Raw genomic sequence first — 18352 nt, forward strand, 5'->3', positions numbered from 1 at the left:
CTTATTTAAGTAATTTACTATTTTTTAACAATTTATTTTGTAATTAAAGAAGAATTAGAACGAATTTTCATCGAAGTGAAATTTCAAGTGTAAAAAATTAAATTTGAAAGAAGCCTATAAAATTTTACAGACTCAAAAAAAGAAATTATGAGCTTTAGAGTATTTCATCTAAAGCTTTGACAAACTTGTTAATTTCTGCTTTTGTAATTATCAATGGTGGAACGAATCTTAAAACCTTATCCGCAGTACAGTTGATTAAAAATCCTGCTTCGCGGAGTTTGTCAACATATTCGGCACCAGGTTTGGTTAGTTCCAAACCAACCATCAATCCTTTACCTCTTACATCAGCAATGATATCCTTATCTAATTTTTTAAGTTCGCTAATGAAATATTCACCAACTTCATTAACATTATCCAAGATATTTTCTTCTTCAAATGCATCTAAAACTGCATTTGCAGCTACACAGACAAGAGGTCCTCCACCGAATGTGGTTCCGTGATCACCTGGAACAAAAGCACTAGCTACCTTTTCTGTAGCAAGGATTCCACCCATTGGGACTCCTCCACCTATTCCTTTAGCCATTGTCATGATATCTGGTTTAACATCAAATAATTCATGAGCAAAGAGAGTTCCACATCTTCCAAATCCTGTTTGAACTTCATCAACGATAAATACGATGTTCTTTTCATGACAAAGCTCTTCTACTTGTTTTAAGTAGTTTTTATCTGGAACATTAACTCCCCCTTCACCTTGGATAGGTTCAACAATAATAGCTGCAGTATTTTCTGTTATTGCATCTTTAATTGCATCAATATCATTGTAAGGAACATTGATGAACCCCTTAGGCATTACAGCCTTAAATGGCTCATGATATTCTTCATGCCCAGTTGCTGCCAAGGTCATTATTGTTCTTCCGTGGAATGAATCAACAGTTGAAATAATTTCGCTTTTACCAGTATATTTAACAGCTAGTTTAATTGCTCCCTCATTTGCCTCTGCACCACTGTTGGCATAAAATATTCTATCAAAACTGGTTGAATCAACTAATCTTTTAGCATAAACCAAAGCAGGTTCGTTGTAGTAAATGCTTGAAATGTGAATGAGCTTTTCTGCCTGATCCTGTAATGCTTTTACAAGTTTTGGGTGATTGTGACCTAAAGCATTAACTGCGATACCTGCAAACATGTCCAAATATTCATTTCCATCAATGTCAAATACTTTTACACCTTCCCCGTGGTCTAAAACGATTGGTTGTCTTGTAAAAGTATTAATGAAATAATCATCTTCAATCTTAATTAATTCCTGAGTATTCATTTTTTTCCTCCATAAACTTTTTAATCATTAATATTATATAGTATTAATGTTATTTAATAATTAGGTGATAAAATGAAAGTCGCAATAATCGAAACTGATAAAGGGAATATTGAACTTGAATTATTCCCAAATGAAGCACCTGGAACCGTAGCTAACTTTGAAAAATTAATCAACGAAGGATTTTACGATGGATTAACTTTCCACAGAGTAATTCCAGACTTTGTAATTCAAGGTGGATGTCCTATCGGTAACGGTACCGGTGGACCAGGATACACTATCAAATGTGAAACTGAAGGAAACCCACACAAACACGGTACTGGTGCATTATCCATGGCACATGCAGGTAAAGACACTGGTGGAAGCCAATTCTTTATTACACACTCACCACAACCACATTTAGATGGTGTTCACACTGTATTCGGTCAAGTTATTAAAGGCCAAGATGTTGTAGACGCTATCCAACAAGGTGACGTAATGAATAAAGTCACCATTGAAGAAAGATAATTATTATCTTTCAAACTTTTCTTTTTTTAATTAATAGTATCATTAGATTTGATTCCAACAAATGAAGCAAATACTGAAAGTAAACACAACACCACACAAATCAGACATGTAATTTGACAGCTGCTTATCAAAAGAGGATAGTATTGCTCAACAATAGGCACATCACCCATTACAAATGCAAATACCAATGTCAATATCCCCATACTCATTGCCTGGCCTACTGTACGCATTGTTGAAACTGCCGCTGAGGCAACAGAAGTGTCTTTTGGTGGAACCGAACCCATTATAACATTCGTATTTGGTGGTGAGAACAATCCAAATCCAATACCATAGATAATCATTGCAACAATTAAAAACTCAAGAGAGGTTCCGTTATCTAAAAATGAGAATAAAACTAACGAAACTGTTCCAAGTCCCATTCCAATAGCTGCCAGGATTTGTGGAACATACTTATCAGACAATTTACCAGCAATTGGAGCAAGAATAACCTGACATATTGGCGCTACAAGAAGAATCATGCCTGCAGTCTGTGAATCAAATCCTTTTATGTACTGTAGGTGATAATTTAGGATTGTAACTACTGCATATGTTGCCAAATATGCTGATAGAGATGCGAAATTTGAAGATAAAAACTTACGGTTTTTGAAAAATCTAATATCAAATACCGGATTGTCCTGTTTTAATTCTATCAATCCAAATACAATAAAACAGATTACTCCTAAAACTGTTAATAATATTCCCAATGGCTGATGCAATATTGTAAAGCCATAGATAAACAATACCATACCAATTCCATATACGAGAGATCCTTTAATATCAATCGGAATTCCCTCAAATGTTATCCATTCATCTTTGACTTTAAATAAAAGCAATGCCAGAATTACAAGTAAAAATGGAACTCCAAATAAGACAACAGACCTCCATCCCAAATTATAATTTAGAATTCCTCCAAGAACGGGAGATAATGATAAACCTACATAAACCCCTGTGATGTTAATCCCTAAAGCGGCACCACGGTCTTCTGGTTTAAATGCTGAAACTATCATAGCCATTGATGTGACGTTTATAAATGATAATGCAATTCCCAATATCAAACGGCATGTTAAAAAAAGTTCTGTTGATGTTACTAATACATTGACAATGGAAATTATAATAAAAAGGACAATACTGAAAATTGTGACTTTTTTAAGACCGTATTTGCCAGAAATTTGACCTGCGGGAACTGAAAGGACAGCCACAACCAATAAAAAAATAATTGTAACCCAGTTTTGAACAATATTATTCATGTGAAACTCAGCCGCAATTGATGGGATTACTACATTTACCGCATTAACCGCAAAAACTGTGAAAAATGACAATACTGTACAAATTAAAAGGATTAAATTTTTTGTCTGCATCAATAAACTATATCAAACTTATAGGATATATTGTTTTTGAAAATATTATTTCAATTTGCTCATTAGACCAGACATTCTTGCATAATGGAACAAATAAAGTTGTACATAACCTGCATAGTCGCCAAACTCATCCATTCCAAAATCTCTCACTTTACTTACGTTAATATCCTTACCATCAAAATATAAATGAGAAACAATACGTTTTATCCAAACATCGGATGGAAATGCCTCTTTAAAGTTAAATCCGTAAAGCAATATGCAGTCCGCTACTTTTGGGCCCACACCCGGAACTTTTAGGATGGTTTCAAATGCCTCTTCATAATCCATCTTAGAAATTTCTGAAAGGTCCATTTCAAGTGTAAAAATATGTGAAGCTTTTTTGATATATGGCGCCCGATATCCAACACCACATGATTTTAAATTATTACCACAAGGTTTATCCCCAAATAACAATTCTTCATTATCATCTTCGTAAATATCTTGAATTATAGATTTATCTGGAAATGTATAATAATAATCAAAATAATTATTTCCCCATTTTTCTTTCATGTCTCGGATGGATTTTGTCCAGCGTTTAATGGAATTATTTGCAGAGCAAATTGATGAAATTATACACTCAAACGGGTCATTTGCCAAAAACAGCCGTAACCCTTTGCAGAACTCAGACATTTCTTCCAACTCTGCTTGGTTTGATAAATAATTATAAAATTTATTCAAATCAAAATCCAAATCATAAATGTAGTTTAAACTATGAATAGCTTCTTTTTTAGATATATCTCCAGTGAAATTAAAATCAAGATAATCACCGGATTGTTTTACATCAAAAAGAACTGGCTTTTCATTAACCATTAAAACTTCCCTAAATGAATCTCCAACATTAATCCAAGGAGGTTGTGATGTTTGACCTGACAATTGGGTCAGTTCTAAATTAATAGGTTTTCTAATAATCATAAACGAACAGCTACATTGTTTTCTTTTAAGTATTCCTTTACAGTTCCAATTGAATATTGATTAAAATGGAATATGCTTGCTGCAAGAGCTGCACTAACATCAGTTTTTTCAAATACTTCCAGAATATGTTTTGGCTCTCCAACACCACCACTAGCTATAACTGGAATATCAACCGCATCATTAATAGCTTTATTCAACTCAATATCATAACCGTTTTGAGTTCCATCTCCATCCATACTTGTTAAAAGAATTTCACCGGCACCTAAATCCTGGCATTTTTGTGCCCATTGGATTGCATCAATACCTGTGAATTCACGTCCACCGTAAATACTTGAGTCAAACCAACAAAAACCTTTATCAGTTTCAATGACTACTTTATCAGGCGCATCATCAGGATGGTCAACATATCTTCTTTTTGCATCAATTCCAATTACGACAGCTTGTGATCCAACAACTTTTGAAGCGTCAGTTAACAATTGTGGATTTTTAATAGCTGCAGTGTTAGTTGAGCATTTGTCTGCTCCTGCCTTAAGCATTTTAATATAATCATCAACTTTCCTTATTCCCCCACCTACACAGATTGGCATGAAAACATTTTCAGTTAGCCTATCAATAACATCTGCCATTGTTGCACGCCTTTCATGAGATGCTGTTATATCTAAAACAACAACTTCATCTGCTCCTTCCTCATAGTAGCGTGTTGCAAGGTCAACTGGGTTACCAGCATATTTAATCTCTTTAAACTCAACACCTTTTACAACCCTACCTTCCGGAACTTGTAAATCACAATCTAGACAAGGAATAATTCTTTTAGTTAACATAGTAATCAATAAAAATAAAAAAAGAGTATTGTTTTAAAAAACAATAATTTTAAGCTGAATATCTTAAAACGAAACAAAATATAGCTAAAATAATAGTAGCAACAATTACGTGCTCAGGTGAAAGTTTTGGACCTAAACTTTCTTCATCAAAGTATCTTACTAAACCTGCACCAGTTTGAGGCATAGAAATTTTATTATCTTTTTTTGCCATAAATAATCTCCTAAAAATTAATTGATAAAAATAACTGTATATAACTTTTATTTTCCTAGTATATAAAGGTTAGATTTTCTCTTTCTTAATAACCTTAATATCGCTTATTCTAGTATCTGGATACTGTCCATCCTCATCTTTTTCAACAGCCTTGACCATATCCCACACAGTAAGTAATGCAACACTCACACCAGTAATAGCTTCCATTTCAACACCAGTTTTTCCTAAAGTATTAACAGCACATGTAGCAATAATTTCTGTTTGTTTAACTTCAAAATCAAGTTCTATTCCAGTTAAAGCTAATGGATGGCAAAGCGGAATTATTGAAGATGTATTTTTAACAGCCTGAATCCCTGCAATTTGAGCAGTTGTTAAAACATTACCCTTTTTGATTTCTTCATTTTGGATTAAATCAATGGTATTTTTATCTAAAAATATGCTGCCTTTTGCAATAGCCCTTCTTTTTTGATCTGGTTTTCCACCAACTTCAACCATATGTACTCCACTTTCTGTTAAATGTGTAAACTCCTCTGCCATAATATCACTTCTCACTTACTTCAATTACATCCAATTGTTCGCAAATTGCATTAACTCCCAATACTTCACTTACATTAGGATGGCTTCTTCCTTCATCACCGGAAATTAATTCTTTAATGTATAATCCACCTTCAGTTTTGATGCGCATACTAAATGTCTTTTTATCGATTATCTCATAGGACAAATCAAGAACATGTTTAATACGTATCATGTCTGTACGTCTTCTAAGTACCCTTAAAGGAGTTTGTTGGTGAATCTCATCAAATTTAGTTAATTCCTCAAGTTTATCTGCATCAAATACCCCATCACATTTGACAATTGCATTATAAACTTTATAAGTATCAGGAGAAGATTGTTTAATTTCTGCTTTTCTTCTTCTCTCACACAGATGTAAATTGTGATATGAAGTTTTACCTTCATTAATTTTATTAATTTTATCTTCTAATTCTTTTAAATCAAAATATCTAATTTTTGGTTCTTTTATTTCTAAAACAAATGGTCTTCCAGAACCTAACATTAAAACATCAATATCTTCTCGTCCAGCTCCATGGAATTTTGCTTCACGACCTTTAGTTATCTCTAAAAAGTGCTCGGAAATTAGTTCTTCAACTGATTCAGGGTATTGCTTTCCTGTAAAGTTACAATCTTCACAACCTCTTCCCTTACATTTACTGCAAGGCCATTTTGTTTGAGGAATTCCACGTTTCAACTTGTTATATTTGCCTTCAACATATAAAGGGTTTATCTGAATTTTGACCTTGGGCTCGTTGATTAAATCTATACTAAAAACAATGTCTTGACTTTCAAATTCTGCTTCTTTGTCATATCTTTCCCAAATTTCAAGACCTATTAACCTATTTACTTCTTTTTTAATGGTTTCAACATTTAAATCGAATTTTTCAGACAAATCTTCGTCTTTTTTTTGAATATCCTTGGCTATTTTAGACCCAACAAGAAATGTTTCAAATTCAATGCCCAATTGGTTGATTTTATCATCTATTTTTTTATATAAATCTTCATTCAGTTTGTCAAAAAGATTATCGCAGATGCTACATTCCACATCATCTAAATTGATGTTTAATTCAGAGCATACCTTATCTGCCCTTTCTATATTGTTAACACCTTCAATTGTTTTAGATAACTTACGTCCAAGACAATGTTTACAGATTTTTCCATCTGTTTCGTTTAGAATATCTTCAGCTAATTCAAACATGTTATCTGTTCATAAACTGGCCCATCATACGGTTCATAGCACCGCCACCTAAACGGCCACTACGTTTTCCAATTCCTTTCATTGTCTTTTTAGTGTTGTTATAGTATTTTAAAAGTTCTTTAACTTCACTTTCTTCAAAACCAGAACCGCGAGCTATCCTTTTAATACGGGATTGCTTGATGATTTTTGGGTTTAACATTTCTTCTTCAGTCATAGAAGACATCATGATTTTATAAGAATCAATTTTATCTTCTGTCATTTTAGACGCTTCTTTTGTAATCTTGTTTCCCATACCCGGAATCATGTTTAAGACTTGTTGCATTGGACCCATACTGTTCATCATCTCAAACTGGTTTTTCATATCCATTAATGTGAACTTACCAGTTAACATGTTATTCATGGTTTTTTCAGCAACATCCTCATCAATATTTTCTTCAGCCTTTTCTATAAGGGATTTGATATCCCCCATTCCAAGTAATCTTGAAATAAATCTTTCAGGGTCGAATAATTCAAAGTCATCGATTCTCTCTCCAGTCCCGATGAATTTAATTGGAGCACCAGTTTCTGCAACAGCAGACATTGCACCCCCACCTTTTGCTGAACCGTCTAATTTTGTAATAATAATTGAACCTATGTCTGTGGCTTGTGAAAACGCTCTAGCTTGTTCACCAGCCTGTTGACCAATTGTTCCATCAATGACTAAAATAGCTTCACTAGGATTAATAATATCATCCAATTCATCCATTTCCGCAATTAAATCTTCTTCCTGTTTGTGCCTACCAGCAGTATCGAAAATGATAACTTTCCTATTTTTAAATTCGTTTAATCCCTTACGAGCTAAATCTAATGCATCTTTATTTTCCGGATCACCATATAGTGGAACATCCATTTCTTCAGTTAATTGTCTTAATTGCTCATAAGCAGCTGGCCTCCATGTGTCTGTACAAACAACGGCCGGATTGAAACCTTTTTTCTGCAAATATCTGCATAATTTACCGATTGTAGTAGTTTTACCACTACCCTGCAAACCTAAAAACAATATCTTATAAGGTCTTTCATTAATATCCAAACCTGCAGCTTCACTACCTAAAAGATTTACCATCTCTTCATAAATAATGGTTATAACATGTTCTCTTGGAGTGATTCCTTTTGGAGGTTCTTCTTCAAGAGCTCTTGATTCTATTTTTTTTGATAAATCTAAAACTAATTTAATATTAACGTCAGATTGAATTAAAGCACGTTGTATATCTTTTACAACCTCTTTTATAGTTTTTTTATCAATGACGGACATTCCTACTAATTTTTTCATAGTATTAGTAAGATTTTCTCCTAAATTTCCAAGCATATTAATCACTTATAATAATTCTAATTAGCAAGTTATATAATTATATTAATACTATATTTATATTTAACCAAGTTTAAAATTTTTGTGTGAGACTATGTTAGAGGAAGTAAAAAAATCTTTAGAGGCGTCACCCATTGTAAAAAAAGGAGATTACAATTACTTTGTAAATCCAATAAGTGATGGTATTCCAGCAATGGACCCAATAATGCTTAGAGAATTAGCACTTGCTGTTCACAAGCATGCAAATTTAGATATTGATAAAATTGTAGCTGTTGAAGCGATGGGAATACACTTAGCAACAGCATTATCCCTTGCAACCGACATCCCTTTTGTTGTAATACGTAAAAGACAATATGGACTACCTGGTGAAACAGAAGTTTATCAAAAAACCGGTTACGGTTCATCAAACCTTTATGTAAACGATTTACACGCCGGAGAAAAAATATTACTTATTGATGATGTTGTAAGTACCGGTGGAACATTAGTAGCATTAATTAAAACCTTAAAAGATATGGGTTTAGATTTGAAATCTGTAGTAGCCATTATTGATAAAGGTGAAGGAAAAGAAATTGTCAAAAAAGAAACTGGAATAGATGTCTTATCTATTGTTAAATTAGATGTTATTGATGGTAAAGTAGTCATTGAAAAAACTATTGAAGATTAAAATGTCAATGTATGAAATGGATTTAGATAAAGTAATCCGTAAAATAAACTCAAAGGACGCCCAAACCGTCGGCCTTCAGTTTCCAGAAGGCTTAAAAATACAAGCTACAAAAATAGCTAGAAAAATTGAAGCAGAAACTGATGCAACAGTGATAATTTCAGGAGATCCGTGTTTTGGAGCCTGTGACGTTAGCGACTATAAAATGAAAGGGTCTGTTGATTTAATCATTCATTACGGGCATACCCCTCTTCCTTTAAAATACGAAGTGCCTACAGTTTTTATTGAAGCTTTCTCTAAAATAGACATTAAAAAAGACCTGGAAAAATCATTGGAAAACTTAAAAGAATATTCCAGAATAGGTCTTGTAACCACAACCCAACACTTACATTTATTAAATGAAGCCAAGGATTTTCTAGAAGATAATGGTAAAGAAGTCATACTTGGTTCTTCACCTTCAACAAGAAAAGGACAGGTTTTAGGTTGTAATTTTTCATCAATAAAAGACTTGGATGTCGAAATATTCCTTTTTATAGGTAGCGGTAACTTCCACCCGCTTGGAATTAACTTATTTTCAAACACCCCTGTTTTGGCACTTGATCCATATAATAGCGAAATTAGAAGAATGGACGATTATGCTGATAGAATTTTAAGAATTAGATTTGCAAGGATTACCAAAGCCAGAAGTGCTAAAAAATGGGGAATATTAGTGTCTTCAAAAGAAGGCCAGTATAGAATGAAACTTGCAAAGGAAATTAAAAAAATCCTTGAAGACAATAAAATGGAAGCATTTATTATTTTAGTAGATAATGTAACACCAGACATATTATTACCATACCTAGATTTGGATGCCTTTGTTGTAAGTGCTTGTCCAAGAATTGCTATCGACGATTCACAAATGTATAAAAAACCATTACTAACACCACAAGAACTAGAAATAGTTTTAAACAAACGTGAATGGGAAAACTATCAATTGGATGAAATTTTATTCCATGAACGTTACAAATAATTTTAAATATTAATATCAATATAATTATTATATTAAAGAAATTTTTATAAAATCTTTATTTTGGTGATTTTAATATGAATACACAAGAAGAACAAATTGCAATGCCTGGAGATAAATTAGGAATTATCGAACAATACCTACCAGGTGAAGGTACTTATGATGATAATGGTGAAATTAAATCAGCAGTACTTGGAAATGTTAAAATTAATCAAAAAATGAAGGTTATTTCTGTTGTGTCAGATGCAAAACCTGCTCTTTTAAAAGTTGGTGACACCGTTTATGGACAAATAACTGATATTAAACCACAAAGAGCAAACGTAAAAATCGAATGTATGAAAGACAATGCTAGACCATTGGCACTACCATATATGGGTGCTATCCACATCTCACAAGCAAAAAAAGATTATTTAGAAAAATTATCAGATGCTTTTAGAATAGGAGACATTATTCAAGCAAAAGTTGTGAAAATTACTGGAGATAATGTTGATTTAGGTACTGTAGATGAGGATTGTGGAGTCCTAAAAGCAATGTGTACCCGTTGTAGAGATTTTATGCACACTACACAAAAAGTAAATGAGCTTCAATGTAATACATGTAATAAGAAAGAAAGACGTAAAGTCTCTAAAAACTATGTTAATGATTAATTAAGGTTGATAAAATGGAAAACTTTGAAATTGTAGAAGATAAAACTTTAGAATTAACTTTTATTGTAAAAGATGAAAGTCATGGAGTTTGCAATGCATTAAGACACATTTTAATGCAAGACCCTGATGTTGAATATGCTGTTTACAATATTGATCACCCTCTTACCGGTAAACCTGAAATGACTATTAAAACCAAAAGAGGAAAAAGACCAAGAAAAGCATTGAAAAAAGCAGCAGAAGAACTCCAAAAAGAAAGTTCTGAATTTAAAAAACTTATTGATGAAGCTTTATAGCTTCTATATTATTTTTTATGTGATTTGATGGCAAATTACAAGATTCCTTCACTTACAGCCGATATTTTTATTTTTGATGATGATTTTAATTTTATTTTAATTAAAAGAAAAAACAATCCTTACAAAGATTACTGGGCATTACCTGGAGGATTTATCGAGTATGGTGAAAGTGTCGAAGATGCTGCCGTCAGAGAAGCGAAAGAAGAAACAAATATTGATGTTGAATTAATAGATTTGGTAAATGTCTATTCAAAGCCTGATAGAGACCCAAGAGGCCATACAATAACAGTTGCATATATAGCTAAAGGTGATATATCTCAAAGAAAAGCTGATAGCGATGCAAGTGATATTGCAATATTTTCACAGGACAAACTAAAAGATATCAATATTGCTTTTGACCATGAAAAAATAATAAATGATTGCCTAAAAAAAGCTAAAATTAGTATTTAATGCTATATATTTAAATAAGTTAAAAAAAAAATTATTAGAATATATAAAAAATTTATAGATTATAAAAGGGAGAGGTTACATGGAATTTTGTCCAAAGTGTGGGGCAATGATGCTTCCAAGTGATGGAGTTTTGAAATGTAATAGCTGTGGATACTCTAACGAATTATCAGATACTAATGAATATGAGGTTTCAAAGAAAGTTGAAGCTGAAGAAACCGTTAAAATGTTGGGTGAAGATATTGATGTACGCCCAACAACAACTGAAGTTTGTCCAGAGTGTGGAAATGATAAAGCTTATTATGAACTAAAACAAACTCGTAGTGCTGATGAAGCACCTACACGTTTTTTTACATGCACTGAATGTAAACACAGTTGGAGAGAATACAGCTGAGGGTTTTTATGAAAGATTCTAAAGAAAAAGAGCATAGGATTTCTAATTTAAAAGACATGATTCATAATATCAAAGAAGATAATGTAAAAGAATCTGCAAATTATGATGATGTCGAAGAAGATAGTGAATTAATAGACTATCTCAATGATTCTGATGAATTTGAAGAATTAGAAATTGACGATGAATTCATCTACCGTCCAGGAGATGAACCAGCCCATGCTATAAATTTAGAAGAAACCCCAATTGATGAAAATTTTATTATAAATACACCTAAAGAAAAAGATGTTGAAAATACAGAAATTGAAGAAAATCCCGAAGACTTCATGGGAGAGATTAGCGAAAATTTCGATACAATTGTAAATGCAAAAATTGGAAGAACACCAGTTTTGGGTATTGTAAGTACACTCATTGGATTAATATTAATAATTATTTCTGCATTCATCTTCCAATCACGTAGTGATAGAGTTATAGACCATGTTGTTTCAGGTGAAACAAACTTTATTTTCGTTATTGTTTTAGCGTTTGGATTAATATTCTTTGCTTACGGAATAATTAAAGTATTTTATATAAAGCTACCATTTAAAGGAATAACAGATCGTATTAATTCTATTGAGAATGATGAAGAAGAAAAAAACACCACGACTAAAAAAGATGAACCTGAACCACAAATAATTCCTAATAGTGAAATCCCATTAGACAAAGAATCTTATAAAATAGGAGAATTTGACATTGGTGATTTAAAAGAAAAACTTAAAAAACCCACTGCTTCTAAAAAAACCAAAAATAATGAAGAAAACGTCGAAGATTTACCTCCAGCTAAAGAAAAAAAAGAATTAACAGCTGAAGAAATCGAATATGAACAAGTTCAGCTCGATAATGAATCTATCGATGAAATTTTTGCAGAAGTGGAAGACATCAAAGATATGCCAATTATTTCTATTGATTCTGAAGAAAAAAAAGAAGAATAGGAATAAAATTTTAATTTTATTGGGCCTGTAGTCTAGTCAGGAATGACGTAGGACTTCGGATCCTAAGGTCGGGGGTTCAAATCCCTCCAGGTCCGCTTATTTTTTAACTCTAACAACGGCCTCTTTAAAGAAATCAGGAATTAAAGACCTATACATTGGACTTTTAAATAACATGTTAATATCACTATCAATGATATAAGTATAACATGAATCATCTTCAGCCCTCATCCCACGGCCATAAGCCTGCATTAAAGTCATAACCGTCTTATATGCATACCATTTCTTATCTCTTTTCATTCTCATGTTCACTTGCTTATCTCCAAGATAAGGGAATGGTATTTTATAAATAATCTGGAATCTGCACTTATCATATGGCAAATCAACACCTTCACTCATAGAAGGTGAAACCAAAACTAATGGGTTTTCATCTTTTTCAAAAAAGTCAAGAATTTGCTCTCTGTTTTTTGAAGAATGAGTGATTAATCTTGAGTTATATAAGTTATTGGTAATGTACTGTTGACATTTATAGCTGTGAGTATGAATTAAACCTTTATCTCCTTCATGTTTTTTTAAAATTTCCTGTAAAATTGGAATAGTTTTTGGAGCAGTATTTTTAATCCTGTTGGCTGACATTTTACCCGCTAAATTAAGAATTATAGGTCTTTTTTCTTTTGTAAACGGACTGTCAACTTTAATGTGATAAACTTCATTTGGATTTAGTCCCAACCACTTGGAAAACATCCTATGAGAAAGAATAGTTGCACTCATGAATATTACAACATCTCCATACTTTAAAAGATTATTTTTAGCATATCGATGAACTCTTAACGGTTTGAATGTGACTCCGCTTTCTTCTGTATCAATAACCCAATTTTTTGGTTCACTGTCAAGGTTGTTTTTAAGAGTTTTAAGCCTTGAAATTGTTGATTTAATTCTATCTGCTTTATTTTTGCTAACATCTTTTAAGTCAATATCCTCATAGGCTTCCCTAACTGCATCGATTTCCATCTTCCAATCTTCAATTTCACCATCTTTTAATGTTTCCTGAGATATTACTTTGTTAATATCCTTTTCAAGACGTCTGTTATACAAGCTGACTTCCATTGTAGCCATTAATTTATTTTCTATATTGTGGGCTTCGTCCAATATTAATAAAGATCTTGTTCCGAAATGTTTGACATAATTCAGCTCGGCAATTGCATAATCATAGTTCATTAAAGTGATTGGAGAGTTTACTGCATTTGCCTTTTGATTCCAATAATGACAGTGACTTTCTGATTGGTAAAATACTGTGCCACCAAATGAATCTTCAAAAGCCAGTTCTGCATCCAAAGTTGGATTTTTTGCAACACCATATGGGCAGAAAAATTTAGAGGATGTAGGTGTTGTCTTACATGCCCCCATATCGCAGGTTGACTCCAGATTATCGTTTAAGCATGCGAAATTTCCTCTACCCTTAACAAGTGGAAATTCAAACTCATCTGAATATTGGGACTGTAACTGCTTTGTCATTGTAAGGATATAAGCTGATTCATACATTTTGGCAAGTGTTGTCGCTATTGCGGATTTACCTGTTCCTGTTCCGGCCTCCAAGATAATGTACTTGTATCCTTTTCTTATCGCATCATTAATATCTTGAATAATCTCTAATTGACCGATTCTTGGCTCGTTAAATGGAAAATTTTCAATAATTTCATCATCTATGCTTGGATATCGTTCTTTCAAATATGCTACTGTACCCTCATCAAGTTTATGGTCATCTACAGAATAAACTTCAGGTATATCATCATCTAAAATAGAAGAACTTCTAGGTTTTGAGAAACTAAATAAGTTTGTTGGACCAGCATTTTCTTTTTTAGGGTACTTTCCACAAGTACAATTACTTTTAAGCATTCCACAATTTGGACAAAACATTGAATTTGACATTAAAAATATATTAGATAAGGATACTATAAATAAATTATAGAAAGAGCATTTGTGAAATAATATTTGAAAGTGATTATATGACTAAAAAAGGAAAATTGTATGGAATTGGTGTAGGGCCTGGAGATACTGAATTATTAACTTTAAAAGCAGCTAGAATTTTAGAAACAGTTCCAGTGATATTTTCACCAAAATCATCAAAAGAAAAAGAAAGTATTGCATTTTCCATTGTAAAACCGATTTTAGAAAAGAGAGAAGATTACAAAAGGTTAATGCTTGTTGCACCTATCTTCCCAATGATTGAAGATAAAAAAGAGCTTGAAAAAGTATGGAACAGTGCAGCAGAAATGATTGCACAATATCTTGACAGCGGCCGTGACGTGGCATTCATAACCTTAGGAGACAGCTCCATTTTTAGTACATATTCTTATGTGCAGAAAAAATTAATTGACGATTATGAAATTGAAACCGTTCCGGGAATCACATCATTTACTGCCTGTGCAGCTGCTAAAAACGAAGCTTTAGTAGAACAGAACGACATTTTAACTATCGTTCCAAAAATTGATGACAGATTAGAGCAAGTTCTTGATTACAGTGATTCCATTGTACTTATGAAAGCATCAAGAAACACTTCTAAGCTAGAATCAACAATAGAAGAAAAAAATAGGCCAAAAGAAATTTATTCTGTGCAAAATTGTACACGTGAAAACGAAAAAATCATTGAAGGCTTTTCCAATGAAAAACCTTATCTTACAACTACAATAATTAAATTTGGCGATGATTAATAAGATTTACTGTGTTAGAGGTTCTACCTCAAACATACATTTTTCATCACCCATTGTATAACATTGAATTTCAATTACACTAACAGGTAAATTAAAGAATTCTGTGAATAGACCTTCAAGAATTCCAGTATCCAAATAACAGGCTGGTTTTCCAGTTTTTGGAAGCAAACCACATTCAAAACAATCATAAGCTGTGATTTTAATATTTTGACCAATTTCAAAAGTAATCCTTCCAAGGCCTTTTTCTTGCCAAAAATTACCTATATTTTGCATAAATATCTCTAAATCATCATCATAGACTTTATCAAAAATAGCTCTACCAATACTATTGCCAGTTGATTGTAAAATAGGATCTATATTTACTCCTTCCTGAATAAGCATTGCTCTTAAAGTGTGGAATAATAAGGTTGAAAATTCTGCATCTTCATCGACTATATTCTTAATTAAATAGTCTGATTGAGCTTCCTCCAGTTCCTTTGGTTCAGAAACATCTACAGAACCTATATATTTTGAATTCAGGTAAAATATTTTTTTTCTATTATCTACAGGGTGAACTCTGTACGAAATAACTCCGCTTTCTCTTAAGCTTTTTAAATGAACAGAGACTGTTGATTTTGATTTACCGGTATTACTGACAATTTCGTCAAACTCCATTTCACTATCCCTTAACATTTCCAAAATTGTGAGTTTGACGGGACTTTTTATAACATTGACACCGAAATTTTCATCAGTATTTGAAAAAATCTGAACGGGTTTTTGATTGTTCATTTTTAATTTCCCCTTTTAGTATATTAATATTGATTTTTATCTATTAATAAATGTATCTAAAAAGTAAAAATTAAACAAATTAATAAAAAATAATAAATTTTATTAAACATTTTTAAAAAAATGAAAAATAAAAAAATGCGAACTGTTCGTTTTAAAACATATGAAACAGTTCGTATAATTGACTATTAGCCCCTAAAAAATTGAATATAAAACTTCAAAACATTTAGATTTTGAATAATTTTTTTGTATTTTCTGTTGTTATTTCCATGACTTCATTTTCTGTAATGTCTAATTGTTCAGCTATTTTTCTTATTATATATTTTAAGTTTAGTGATGTGTTTATTTCACCCCTTTTTTCTTCTGGAGTCAAATATGGAGAGTCTGTTTCTACAAGAATATGGTTTATATCAATTTCCTTTACCATTTTCCTTATTTTCTTATTGTTATTGTGAGTAACTGGTCCACCTATTCCTATATAGAAACCTAATTTAATGAATTCCTGTGCCATTTCGACCGAACCCTGATAACAGTGCATGGACCCCACTACATCATGTTCTATCAATATATCAAATGTATCCTGCATTGATTTTCTGGAATGCACTATTACAGGCAAACCATGTTTTTGTGCAAGATCTAACATCTTTTCAAATAATTCCTTTTGTTCATCCTTATTGTCCTTTGTATGATAATAATCAAGGCCTATCTCACCTACTGCCACTACCTTATCATTTTCAAGTTGTTTATCCAATAAAATAATATCTTCATCTGTTATTTCACTCACAAAAGTATGAAAATAACCCAAAGCCGCATAGACGTTTTCATATTTACGTGACAATTCCAATATTTCATTATTACTTAGAGGATCTGTGCCGTTCAAAATTATATGTATATCATTTTCTGCAGCTTCCTTTATTATTCCCTCTGCATTTTCCATTTCACTATTATAAATGTGACAATGTGTATCAATTATCATGAAAATCCTCATTTGAAAAGATTATTTATTCCTTTGATTGTATATTATTATATGATAAATTAAATTAAATTTTTTGGTGAGTGGATATGGAAGGGAAGTTTTCAAGAACAGAAATGCTAGTTGGAAATGACGGAATGGAAAAGTTAAACAATGCCAAAGTCGCCATTTTCGGTCTTGGAGGCGTGGGCTCCTTTGTTTGTGAAGGACTTGCCCGAAGCGGAATAGGAAATTTTGTTTTAGTAGACTTTGACAAGATAGATGAAAGCAATATCAACAGACAATTGATAGCAACAGTAAAGACAATCGGCAAATATAAAGTCAATTTAATGAAAGAAAGAATTTTAGAGATTAATCCAGATGCAAACGTTGAAATTTACAAGGAATTTTATATGGCCGATTCAAAAAATGATATCATCACCAAAGACTTATCATATGTTGTTGATTGTGTAGACACTATAATGGCCAAGATTGCAATCGTATGCCAATGTGATGCCCTCGACGTTCCAGTCATATCCTCAATGGGAACCGGGAACAAATTAGATCCTACAATGTTTGAAGTAGCTGATATTTATGAGACTTCAGTATGCCCACTTGCCAGAATAATGAAAAAGGATTTTAGAAAAAGAAATATAGAAAAATTAAAAGTAGTCTATTCCAAGGAACAGCCAATAAACACAAATGACTGCGCCATAAACCAAAAAGATTCAAAATATAAAGTGAAAGGCAGTGTTTCCTTTGTACCCTCCGTTGCGGGATTAATAATATCCAGTGAAGTGATAAAGGATATTATTAAAAATAATGAATAAAAAAAGAGTTATATCATTCCAGTTGCAAACAAAGTCAGATTTGCAATAGTTGCAGAACCGAGATAAGTTTCAGTTATTACCATTAAAGCAACAATGACTCCTCTGCAACCAATCTTTTTAAACTCTTCCCAATCCTACCAATTGAAATATCTCATTACTTCTTTTTAGTTTTATTGAACCTCTAAAAATACAAACAGTTCATACGAAACGTAGGATATTCTTAGCAACCTTATCTATTTGAACTACTAAAACTTATAAAAAAGTTCCGATACTTATAGATTTCAAGCAATAAAACTCTGATAGAGAATTCATTTTCTAAATAATTATAAAATCAGGCTGTTACGATGTAATGAATAATGTTATGCTGTAACCAGTTCAGATTCAATA

21 protein-coding genes and 1 tRNA gene are annotated in these 18352 nt (G+C 32.2%); 11 read left to right on the plus strand and 11 right to left on the minus strand.

What is annotated here, in order from left to right; translation table 11 throughout:
• Positions 1–154 precede the first annotated feature (154 nt).
• Complete coding sequence (locus ACKI32_RS07280) at positions 155–1315, minus strand: acetylornithine transaminase (protein WP_407414964.1); 1161 nt, start codon at positions 1313–1315, stop codon at positions 155–157.
• A 72-nt stretch (positions 1316–1387) separates the two neighbouring features.
• On the opposite strand from ACKI32_RS07280, the gene ACKI32_RS07285 reads away from it, so the two are divergent.
• Positions 1388–1819, plus strand: coding sequence for a peptidylprolyl isomerase (locus ACKI32_RS07285; protein ID WP_407414967.1), 432 nt, complete (start codon positions 1388–1390; stop codon positions 1817–1819).
• A 26-nt stretch (positions 1820–1845) separates the two neighbouring features.
• On the opposite strand, the gene ACKI32_RS07290 is transcribed toward ACKI32_RS07285, so the two are convergent.
• The 7 genes from ACKI32_RS07290 to ACKI32_RS07320 form a co-directional block, all read right to left on the minus strand.
• The gene (locus tag ACKI32_RS07290) at positions 1846–3216 is read right to left on the minus strand and encodes an MFS transporter (protein ID WP_407414969.1); all 1371 of its coding nucleotides are present in this window, start codon (positions 3214–3216) and stop codon (positions 1846–1848) included.
• 45 nt (positions 3217–3261) lie between these two features.
• On the minus strand, positions 3262–4167 hold the full coding sequence (locus tag ACKI32_RS07295; protein WP_407414971.1) for a DNA glycosylase: 906 nt from the start codon (positions 4165–4167) through the stop codon (positions 3262–3264).
• Positions 4164–4988 carry an imidazole glycerol phosphate synthase subunit HisF gene (gene hisF, locus ACKI32_RS07300; RefSeq protein ID WP_407414973.1) on the minus strand — a complete coding sequence of 275 codons (825 nt, stop codon included), beginning with the start codon at positions 4986–4988 and terminating at the stop codon, positions 4164–4166. Before hisF ends, ACKI32_RS07295 begins: the two co-directional genes overlap by 4 nt.
• A 49-nt stretch (positions 4989–5037) precedes the next feature.
• A complete protein-coding gene (locus ACKI32_RS07305) occupies positions 5038–5199 on the minus strand; it encodes a preprotein translocase subunit Sec61beta (protein ID WP_295610092.1) in 162 nt (53 codons plus the stop codon).
• A gap of 69 nt (positions 5200–5268) precedes the next feature.
• Positions 5269–5736, minus strand: a complete 468-nt coding sequence (moaC, locus tag ACKI32_RS07310; protein WP_407414976.1) for a cyclic pyranopterin monophosphate synthase MoaC — start codon at positions 5734–5736, stop codon at positions 5269–5271.
• A gap of 4 nt (positions 5737–5740) precedes the next feature.
• On the minus strand, positions 5741–6949 hold the full coding sequence (locus tag ACKI32_RS07315; RefSeq protein ID WP_407414978.1) for a tRNA pseudouridine(54/55) synthase Pus10: 1209 nt from the start codon (positions 6947–6949) through the stop codon (positions 5741–5743).
• 1 nt (position 6950) lies between these two features.
• Positions 6951–8300 carry a signal recognition particle protein Srp54 gene (locus ACKI32_RS07320; RefSeq protein WP_407415004.1) on the minus strand — a complete coding sequence of 450 codons (1350 nt, stop codon included), beginning with the start codon at positions 8298–8300 and terminating at the stop codon, positions 6951–6953.
• Between the two features lie 88 nt (positions 8301–8388).
• On the opposite strand from ACKI32_RS07320, the gene hpt reads away from it, so the two are divergent.
• The 8 genes from hpt to ACKI32_RS07360 all read left to right on the plus strand — a co-directional run bounded on the left by hpt (position 8389) and on the right by ACKI32_RS07360 (position 12805).
• Entirely contained in the window at positions 8389–8958 is a 570-nt protein-coding gene (gene hpt, locus ACKI32_RS07325) for a hypoxanthine/guanine phosphoribosyltransferase (RefSeq protein ID WP_407414980.1), read from the plus strand.
• 1 nt (position 8959) lies between these two features.
• Positions 8960–9964 (plus strand): diphthamide biosynthesis enzyme Dph2, encoded by a 1005-nt coding sequence (gene dph2 / locus ACKI32_RS07330; protein WP_407414982.1) that lies wholly within the window; start codon positions 8960–8962, stop codon positions 9962–9964.
• Positions 9965–10038: 74 nt separating this feature from the next.
• Positions 10039–10608 carry an exosome complex RNA-binding protein Csl4 gene (locus ACKI32_RS07335; protein WP_407414984.1) on the plus strand — a complete coding sequence of 190 codons (570 nt, stop codon included), beginning with the start codon at positions 10039–10041 and terminating at the stop codon, positions 10606–10608.
• Positions 10609–10622: 14 nt separating this feature from the next.
• The gene (locus tag ACKI32_RS07340; RefSeq protein ID WP_407414986.1) at positions 10623–10901 is read left to right on the plus strand and encodes a DNA-directed RNA polymerase subunit L; all 279 of its coding nucleotides are present in this window, start codon (positions 10623–10625) and stop codon (positions 10899–10901) included.
• A 27-nt stretch (positions 10902–10928) separates the two neighbouring features.
• A complete protein-coding gene (locus ACKI32_RS07345) occupies positions 10929–11351 on the plus strand; it encodes an NUDIX domain-containing protein (protein WP_407414988.1) in 423 nt (140 codons plus the stop codon).
• 79 nt (positions 11352–11430) lie between these two features.
• Positions 11431–11742 carry a transcription factor S gene (locus ACKI32_RS07350; protein WP_407414990.1) on the plus strand — a complete coding sequence of 104 codons (312 nt, stop codon included), beginning with the start codon at positions 11431–11433 and terminating at the stop codon, positions 11740–11742.
• Positions 11743–11750: 8 nt separating this feature from the next.
• Positions 11751–12710, plus strand: coding sequence for a topoisomerase IV (locus tag ACKI32_RS07355; RefSeq protein ID WP_407414992.1), 960 nt, complete (start codon positions 11751–11753; stop codon positions 12708–12710).
• A gap of 21 nt (positions 12711–12731) precedes the next feature.
• Positions 12732–12805: transfer RNA gene (locus tag ACKI32_RS07360), tRNA-Arg, on the plus strand.
• Position 12806: 1 nt separating this feature from the next.
• Here the strand turns inward: ACKI32_RS07360 and ACKI32_RS07365 are convergent.
• Positions 12807–14636, minus strand: a complete 1830-nt coding sequence (locus tag ACKI32_RS07365) for a helicase C-terminal domain-containing protein (protein WP_407414994.1) — start codon at positions 14634–14636, stop codon at positions 12807–12809.
• Between the two features lie 77 nt (positions 14637–14713).
• On the opposite strand from ACKI32_RS07365, the gene cobI reads away from it, so the two are divergent.
• Positions 14714–15418 carry a precorrin-2 C(20)-methyltransferase gene (gene cobI, locus ACKI32_RS07370; protein ID WP_407414996.1) on the plus strand — a complete coding sequence of 235 codons (705 nt, stop codon included), beginning with the start codon at positions 14714–14716 and terminating at the stop codon, positions 15416–15418.
• 6 nt (positions 15419–15424) lie between these two features.
• On the opposite strand, the gene ACKI32_RS07375 is transcribed toward cobI, so the two are convergent.
• Together ACKI32_RS07375 and ACKI32_RS07380 are read right to left on the minus strand one after the other, a co-directional pair.
• Positions 15425–16186, minus strand: coding sequence for a V4R domain-containing protein (locus ACKI32_RS07375; protein WP_407414998.1), 762 nt, complete (start codon positions 16184–16186; stop codon positions 15425–15427).
• Between the two features lie 223 nt (positions 16187–16409).
• Complete coding sequence (locus ACKI32_RS07380) at positions 16410–17159, minus strand: TatD family hydrolase (protein ID WP_407415000.1); 750 nt, start codon at positions 17157–17159, stop codon at positions 16410–16412.
• Between the two features lie 86 nt (positions 17160–17245).
• Here ACKI32_RS07380 and ACKI32_RS07385 point away from each other — a divergent pair, with 86 nt between their 5' ends.
• The gene (locus ACKI32_RS07385) at positions 17246–17965 is read left to right on the plus strand and encodes a ThiF family adenylyltransferase (RefSeq protein ID WP_407415002.1); all 720 of its coding nucleotides are present in this window, start codon (positions 17246–17248) and stop codon (positions 17963–17965) included.
• Positions 17966–18352: the final 387 nt, after the last annotated feature.

The sequence above is a fragment of the Methanobrevibacter sp. genome (assembly GCF_045611865.1).
GTDB lineage: Archaea > Methanobacteriota > Methanobacteria > Methanobacteriales > Methanobacteriaceae > Methanocatella.